General features: G+C 46.4%; 7 protein-coding genes. 3 read left to right on the top strand and 4 right to left on the bottom strand.

The window, feature by feature from the left end; translation table 11 throughout:
* Window positions 1-524: 524 nt before the first annotated feature.
* A complete protein-coding gene (locus tag QUB35_RS21165) occupies window positions 525-1,535 on the bottom strand; it encodes a tyrosine-type recombinase/integrase (protein WP_333143714.1) in 1,011 nt (336 codons plus the stop codon).
* A gap of 818 nt (window positions 1,536-2,353) precedes the next feature.
* A complete protein-coding gene (locus QUB35_RS21170) occupies window positions 2,354-3,088 on the bottom strand; it encodes a DUF7873 family protein (RefSeq protein ID WP_333143715.1) in 735 nt (244 codons plus the stop codon).
* A gap of 475 nt (window positions 3,089-3,563) precedes the next feature.
* Here QUB35_RS21170 and QUB35_RS21175 point away from each other — a divergent pair, with 475 nt between their 5' ends.
* Window positions 3,564-3,818 carry a hypothetical protein gene (locus QUB35_RS21175; protein ID WP_333143716.1) on the top strand — a complete coding sequence of 85 codons (255 nt, stop codon included), beginning with the start codon at window positions 3,564-3,566 and terminating at the stop codon, window positions 3,816-3,818.
* 3 nt (window positions 3,819-3,821) lie between these two features.
* Here the strand turns inward: QUB35_RS21175 and QUB35_RS21180 are convergent, their stop codons facing one another.
* Window positions 3,822-4,715, bottom strand: coding sequence for an EI24 domain-containing protein (locus QUB35_RS21180; protein ID WP_333143717.1), 894 nt, complete (start codon window positions 4,713-4,715; stop codon window positions 3,822-3,824).
* Window positions 4,716-4,719: 4 nt separating this feature from the next.
* Between QUB35_RS21180 and QUB35_RS21185 the strand changes: the two genes are divergently transcribed.
* On the top strand, window positions 4,720-4,857 hold the full coding sequence (locus QUB35_RS21185) for a hypothetical protein (protein WP_333143718.1): 138 nt from the start codon (window positions 4,720-4,722) through the stop codon (window positions 4,855-4,857).
* Window positions 4,854-5,645 (top strand): 2-phosphosulfolactate phosphatase family protein, encoded by a 792-nt coding sequence (locus tag QUB35_RS21190; protein WP_333143719.1) that lies wholly within the window; start codon window positions 4,854-4,856, stop codon window positions 5,643-5,645. Before QUB35_RS21185 ends, QUB35_RS21190 begins: the two co-directional genes overlap by 4 nt.
* A 766-nt stretch (window positions 5,646-6,411) precedes the next feature.
* Here QUB35_RS21190 and QUB35_RS21195 read toward each other — a convergent pair.
* The gene (locus QUB35_RS21195) at window positions 6,412-7,797 is read right to left on the bottom strand and encodes a lipid-A-disaccharide synthase-related protein (RefSeq protein ID WP_333143762.1); all 1,386 of its coding nucleotides are present in this window, start codon (window positions 7,795-7,797) and stop codon (window positions 6,412-6,414) included.
* Window positions 7,798-7,847 lie beyond the last annotated feature (50 nt).

The raw sequence follows: 7,847 nt of genomic DNA on the forward strand, positions 1-7,847 counted from the left end.
CTCGGTGTGGCGGATACCATCAAACACGGCATCTCGATACCAACGGAGTGCAAGGGGCTTATCCCACGAATAGTTAAGACAAGTCGATCGTGGGGCGCGCGAAGCGGACTGTTGTGACATAATAAAGTTCTCAATTGGTGACACAATTGAGAAAACAGCAGTCATCGGGGCCAACCCGGTGGCTGTGTTGCTTTCTCTTACTTTTGACGATCGCAGTATTCAGGCTAAAGTGTCAATACTGCAACTGTTAAGTTTTGTTGCCAACAGAACGGGACTACTTACCGTCACTCACGTGACACAAGTGAATATTTGATATTAGGTTCACTGCCTATTCATCTCTATTTTGAATAGTAGCCGCCAACTGTAGGCGGCTACGCCAAGAAATGTAAGCAGATACAGAGGCAAGCTCCCCTACTCTCAGTCACACTATGCAGATAGTTCGAGCAAGGGTTTCCTTTTTCCGTTCCGTGCGATCGCCAATAAAAAACCGCCCTTTTTAGGGGGCGGTCAGTAGGGGCGGTAGGTTAGATGTTTAACGGTGTAGCCGACTTATCGTGTTCTAAGTAATGTTGATGGATTTTATCGACACCCGTGCTACATATACTTGCCAACAAAGTCAAATCAACGCCCGCACGAGCTTGCAAGGTTATAAATGTATGCCTTGTATGGTAGGGACTCAAATAGCAGCTAATGAGTCCCGAATTGACCAATTGAGTAACAACACCAGGGTAGTAATGTTGACTACTGTTTGGTGATGCGTTGTGCATCCAAACACGCCCTAAGCCATCTGTATTATATGGGTTGCCATTCATTTGCCTAAAAACTAAATCGCTCATCTTAGTATTTTTAGTTTTTAGGCTCAACAACAGTTCACGTAATTTTGGATACATGACAAACAATCGAGCGTCATTATTTTTGGTAGCCTTAACCCCTTTAATACTGGTAGCGTAAGACTTGTAAATCACAATTTGATTACTTTCAAATTTGATGTTATTCCAAGTCAACGCGAAAGCTTCCCCGCTACGGCATCCAGTTAAAAACAAAAATTCAATTAGAGGGGCTGCATGAGAAAAACTAGGAGTAGCAGATTCATAAAAAGCCTTGATAATAATGTCTCGCTCTTCCTTAGTGAAAGCACGTCTATCACGTTCATTAGGGTTAGATTCTAAATCCTGTATCTCATACCACGGACGGATAGTACCATCAACGTCAACTGTTGATTTATACTTTTCAGTTTTGTTCTCTGCACCTTTACTGCCATTGGCAAACGGATTGACCGTAAGTTTTGTTTTCCCTTGAGACTGTAAACGATCGAAAGCCTCGGAGAGAGCCGTTAAAAGTTTATCTTTTGTACGTTTACTTACAGGATGGGTAAGTAGTATTTCCGTACACAAAGCAGATATAGGCATCAAATAAATGCCATCTTGAACTTTATCGAAACATTGACAATGGTTATTCCACAACAGTCCTTTTAAAGTATTTGTGTAGGTTCCAGCAGTTCTGACCTTACTACTGGGTTTATATTTACCGCCCATTTACGCACGCTATCACATTTAAGTCAAGGATTTAAGATTAATAGCATCGCGCTCTACCGATTGAGCTACCCCCCTGCGTTTGGTAGAGGGGGCTGGATATGAGCCAGCAACCTCGATGATGTTATTTTTTCCTGACATTCGTTTTTGTGATCGGCGGTGAATGCTGAGTTTAGAGTATTGACACTCCCCAACCTAAAGGTGTGGGGATTCTTAATTCAGCGACTGACCTTTAAGTGCTACGTCCTTGCGGCAATACTCAGACCTTTTAACCGTAGAAATCCTACCCATTAACGAGCCTGATTCGCAGTCACCCGCCTAGGGTCTATCTCCAAAAGCGTACTAGGATATTGACAAGCGAGTTCGGGTATGCCCTACCCTACCTAACAAAAAGTGAATTGTTTGTTTTTCTGGTTATGAGGCTGTATTAAGCCCCTAGCTGTATGGCGAGTTTTCGCCGCTCTTTGTCCCCCGGTTTACGCCTAAAAGTGTGTCTGAGTCCCTGTTTCACGAGGGCGTTTCGAGTTTAACCTTGACTTTTATAGTCAACCACAAAAACCAGCAATTCCCTAAATTTTTGGAATGGGTTTAAGGAATTCAAGCCGTCCTAGAAGGACGGGGTTTTAAAGCCAATTTCCCGATAACTTGCTGTTGAATTTGTACGCAATGCTGCCTCTGCCAATTGGGCTACCCCCCTATTTTGGGTAGAAGGGACAGGAGTCGAACCTGCACTATCACATTTGTACGGTTTAAGTTGAAGTTTGAGTTTGAACTTGTACTCTGTTTATATCTTAAAGCATAACTATCAAAAAAGCAAGCACTTAGCGGAAAATAAACTGAAAAATTCGCTCTCCCACTCTCTGTTCCTCAACTTCAGAATTGTTAGCTTCTTCGCGGGCGAACATAACAGCTTGCTGCAAGATTTCCACCCTTTGCAGCAACTCATTGATCCGCCGCGCAGCAGGCAAAGCTCCAGAAAACTTGACAGTCCGCCAATAGCCGATCGTAATATCTTCGTAATAAACATCGACTTGCGCCGGGTGGTGTTCGGTAGCTTCAGCTTTAACGTGATTGCGCGGAGTTTTAAAAGTCTTGAGAGTTTGCACCGGTTCAGTTGCCCAACAGTCTGCCGAAGCATCAAAGTTCCACGTCTCGGAAGCATCTAAGACTGGAAGTTTTTTGATGAATGTTTGCAAATCTGCTAACTGCTTTTCAATGAATAGCAAATAGCTGACAGGAACTTGGCTCAAAAGCACGTTTCCGTCTACAGTTACGTCAGCACGAGCGCTACAATTTGTCCAATCTTTGGTTGCGGTTACGTCGAAGAGTTTGGTCAAAACTTCAGTCGTTTTGCGGATAATCTCTTCTGCTTTGACTTCAACTTTTTTGGACTCTGGCGGCAGTTGTTCGCCTTCTTCGTCTTTGGGACGGTAAGTGCGGGAGATTCCAGAAAGCACAGCGGGCTTCTGGAGCGCTTTTTGAGCTTCTGCTAGTTCTTGGACGGAGCGGCTTTTGATGCCTTTTTCGATCGCAATAATCTGATTTAAGCGTGGCATTGTTCGATTTTATTGACGCTGAACTCATATCAAGCCTGGTTAATACTGATAATCGAATTGTTTGTCCTGTGGCTTTTAGGGCTTTGATAACTTTCCCTCCTCAGTACAAACCTCACGATCGTTCTTGAACCAAACTTGCTCGTTATGTAGTATGACACACTTCAAAATAAATTACAAGCTTTCTTTTCTAGGCGCGGTGCCAAGAGAGCCTGCCACTACCGTACTCAGCAATTTACCCCTCAAAAACTCGGCAAAATCTCTAGCGTGGCTACCAAAGTGTAGCAAATATCACTCTTTTTTAGCGCTGGGGCTACCTCTTGAGATAGATGCGGAAATCCCTCCCAGGGCGCGTTGTCAGATCGGGAAACATTTCTTAACATATAGATAACAAAGGGAATCCGAGGAGACACCAAAAATCCTTAAGCCCTTGGGGTGCCCCCGTTAATCAGATTCTTCGCAAACAAGGGCTAAATCAATGAAGAAGCAGCAAAACTCCGAAGTTTCAGCATTTTTGCCCATGCTCCAAAAAGGCATTTGGCTGTTTGGGATTCTCTCTTGGATATTCGGGCTGACAGATAGAACTATTGCACTATTATCTGACGGATATTTGTCGGCGATCGATATTGTCCAGCTATTTACAGCATCCTTTTTCTTCATTAGCTGGCTGTTGTTAAGCCCGTTTTGGGGTATTAACTCCCAGAGTCAGCCGAAGGAAGAAGCATCTCCCTAGTTTTTAAGTTGTAATGTTAGTTTCTCGATCGCTATGAGTTTCTTCTGGGGCAAAGCGGGCCGGCCAAATGCGATCGCAAAAAAACAAAGTTCCCGCCGTCACGCACAGCGGAATCGCCAACAGATTCAACAGCGGAATGCTCACCAAACCCAAACAAACCAAACCAAAACTCCCGCTGGCCGGCAAACTCGCCCAAATTATCTCCAACTTCTCCTGAAAAGGTCGCCTCCGTCTCTCCAAAGGTGCATCTAAAAAGTCCAAACAGACAATAGTCGCGCCCAAAGCTACGCCACCCAAACTGCTAAGAATAGAGCCGACACCAGGGATAAAATTTAGCAGCAGCAGGGGTATACCGACGCTCAACAAAATTTGTAGTTTTCGCAGTTCAAAGGCGATCGCCCTTTGAATATCCCCAAAACTACTCGCCAGATTCATTGGTGCTTCTGCGGGCAATTGACCGTTCCGCAGCAGTTCCAATTGTTCGGAAAGTTTGCCGTACCACGGCGAACCTAAAATCACGCCAAACTGCACTAACAAAAATCCAATTATCAGCAAAAGTCCTGACACTAGGAGTAAGCGCAGCAGCCAGCCGAAAGCAACTGTTAACACACCGAGAAAGCTCAGCCAAGCGGGAAAACTCGCAATTAGAGCGTTAAATCGGACGGATAAATCGGCAACTAAAACGTCTATCCCTGCCAAACTGGGAAATAGCAAGCTTAAATAAAGACCAATACCAATTATAAAATTTAGCACCACGGGAACTAATACATAACTCCACAGCTTGGGAGTTTGCAAAATCAGCGTGAAAGCTCGCAAAGGATAGGTGAAGCCTGCCAGGAGTCGAATTGGTGCGGTAATGGCGGCGTGGGCGGGGTTTGAATTTAGCTGTTTTGACATATAGGTGAAGGAAGAAGGAAGAAGGAAGAAGGAAGCAGGAAGAAGGAAGAAGGAAGAAGGAAGAAAGCCCTTCGACTACGCTCAGGGTACAAATTCTATTATTATTGCTGATGAGGATTTATCGCAGGTAGCCCAAAAGTGAAGCTTTTTATTTACCATACCCCGGAACTTACGCCAGCCGACAAAATGCCGGCTTGCGCGATCGCAGTTGATGTGCTGCGGGCGACTACGACAATGGCAACAGCCCTCAATAATGGGGCGGAAGCTGTCCAAGTTTTCAGCGACTTAGATAAGCTGATGGCCGAGAGCGAAAAATGGCCTGCAGATAAGCGGATTCGCGCGGGAGAGCGCGGCGGCGGCAAAGTTGATGGATTTGACATGGGGAATTCTCCCTTCGACTGCACGCCAGAAAAGGTGACTGGGAAGCGAATTTTTATCAGCACAACTAACGGTACTCGGGCTCTGCAGCGAGTGCAAGCTGCTGCAACGGTGTTAACGGCGGCTTTGATTAACCGCAAATCTGTGGTGCAGTTTTTGTTAAATAAACGGCCGGAAACTATTTGGATTGTGGGTTCTGGTTGGGAAGGGAGTTATTCGTTGGAAGATACGGTTTGTGCTGGTGCGATCGCCCAAAGTCTCCTAGCAGAAAGCGGTATTCCTGCGAGCGATTTTGCTGGTAACGATGAAGTATTTGGGGCTATTGCTCTTTATTTGCACTGGCAAGATAGGTTGCACGAATTGTTGGAAAGAGCCAGCCACGGCCAGCGCCTCCTCGGTTTAGGTGTTATTGAAGATTTAAAATATTGCGCGCAAACGGATACTTTAGATGTGCTGCCAGTGCAGCGAGAACCGGGAGTTTTGGTTAAGTCGGATTTTAAAATTCCTCAAGCTAATTTCTGGGATCAATCTTCGGAACAAACGGCGAATTAAATTTTTATTCCAGTGGTGTATTAGTAAGGTGCGCGGCCCAGCACACCCTACTCGAACAACCACAATAAAATTGGTTGGCAGTATTGGAATGCAAGTCCTCATAAAAATCAGAGGACTTGCATTCCTCACTATAGCAATCCTAAATGATTCGTGTAATTCTTGTAGGGGCAAACCCACGCCCGGTTGCCCCGCCTTGGCTGGGGTAGGCACGGGGAGTAGGGGTAGCACTACCCCTACATATTTTTACAAATGATTTAGGATTGCTATACATACAACGGAAGTTAGTAGTTATATCATGTCCGGTCGATTACCCGGATTCCTGTAGGGGCGGGTTCACCAATAATATTGGCCAAAAACGGACAATCTCACAAACCCGCCCCGGCTTATGTATTATGGGCGATCCATCGGACATGATATTAGCGAACAAGATTTTTTTTAACTACCTGCCGGGAAGTCCCGGGCGTATATTTAGAGGGGATTAATCTGAGCGCAGCGCCCCGTACCCCGTTGGGAATTACGCCCGCGTGATGAAAGGCTCGTCGGGTGTAGGTACCGAAACCGACAATTATTCTTTTATACCCCAAGATGCTCTGGAAATACTCTGATACTATATTAGCAAGTGGGGGTGGAACTACCTCACTATAAAAAGCATGAGAAAAAAAAGGAAAAAGAAGCCTGCGGTCTAACTGTACTCAGTTGACCGTCAGGTTTGTTCACAGAAAGTAGAATTAAACATACTTGGTAGGGACAAAACATTGTTTTTTCCCTAGTCTATTGGAGGCAATTGAGAATTGCTGGATTCACCGCCGAACCGCTGAATTAAACACTCGGCAATTCTGGCTGCAGCACCGGGTTCTCCCATGCGCCGCCAGCCATTTTCAGCGATTAGCTGCAACCTGTCGGGGTCGCGGAGCAAAGACTGCACGGCGCCGGCAACTTCGGCGGGATGTTTGACTAAAATTAATGACGGGCCTAACAGGCGACTTTGAGCTTCTGCAAAGGCGGGAGTAAATTGCGGGCCGTTTCCGGGAATGGCGATCGCCGGTTTTCCTAAACCTACAAATTGTTCTGTAGCCGTTCCGGCCATTGCTATTGCTAAATCGGCTTCGTACAAACAATCGTTAAAACTTTGCTGAGTCAAAATCATCGTGGCGTTTCTCTGCACAAATGTCAAGGGCAATAGCAAATTAGGAGATTCTTTCCGAATTTCTTGAGCACTAGAAACAGGAGGTCGCAAAATACTTCCTTCACGCCGCTGCGTTCTAATTTCGCCGTCTTGTCGCCAGCCGAAAAAATCTAAACTCGGTCGCAAAGCTTCTAAGTTTAACTCTGGAGAAATGGCTCCGAAAAATAACAATTTGCGATCGGCAAACAGCGATAAAATTCCGGCTACAGCCTCTACTATTAGCAGCCAATTAGCATAGGCTTCCGGCGCTCTAGAACCGGGGAGTAAGGTGATGATGAGCGATCGCTCGATTTCCCGAAACTCTGCGTCAGGCCCGTAAAAACCGGCTGGGTTTTCCGGTTCGAGTCCGTCCATCATCGGATTTCCGAGATTGTAAGCGGGAATTCCCAGCTTTTGTAAAGTCTCGGCGGTCAGCGCGTCCCTGGCAAAAACGGCTCGACAGCGCGATCGAGTCATCAACCAGCGCTCCCAAGGGAAATAAATCGATCGCGACCAACCCCACCCACCAAAGACCCTGGATTTGCGAGCCAGAGGCCCGTCCTCGTCCCGCAAATAATACTCGGACTTGGCAGTACCGACAAAGGCATAGGGGGCGCCGCTGAGCCAAGCAAACAGCAGCGGTACAATATCCCCGCAGGCTAAAATAACGCTGTCTTGATTCCCAGACTGTTTTTGGGCTCGCACCCAAGCGCGGATGGCTTTCAACTGAGCGATTGTCAACTGAAGCAGGCCGCCTTTGACATCGCGCAAAAATTCTCTCCCGTCCATGTAAATAAAGCCGCCCGAAGGCATCCGCTGCACCGGGCCGATGATGCGGGCGTTTTCTAGTTGAGCGAAAGCTTGCCCTTCACCCACTAGCGGAAACACGGCTAATTCTGGCGGATGCGGGTGCTGTTGCAGTTCCTGCAAGATGCGAAGGGCGATCGCGTCTTCTCCGTGGCCGTTACTGAGGCAAAGTAATTTCAATCCCAACTCTCTCAAAAACTCTCTTGTCAAAAAATAGCCGGCAAACCCTG

The sequence above is a fragment of the Microcoleus sp. B13-B6 genome (assembly GCF_036705405.1).
Lineage (GTDB): Bacteria > Cyanobacteriota > Cyanobacteriia > Cyanobacteriales > Microcoleaceae > Microcoleus.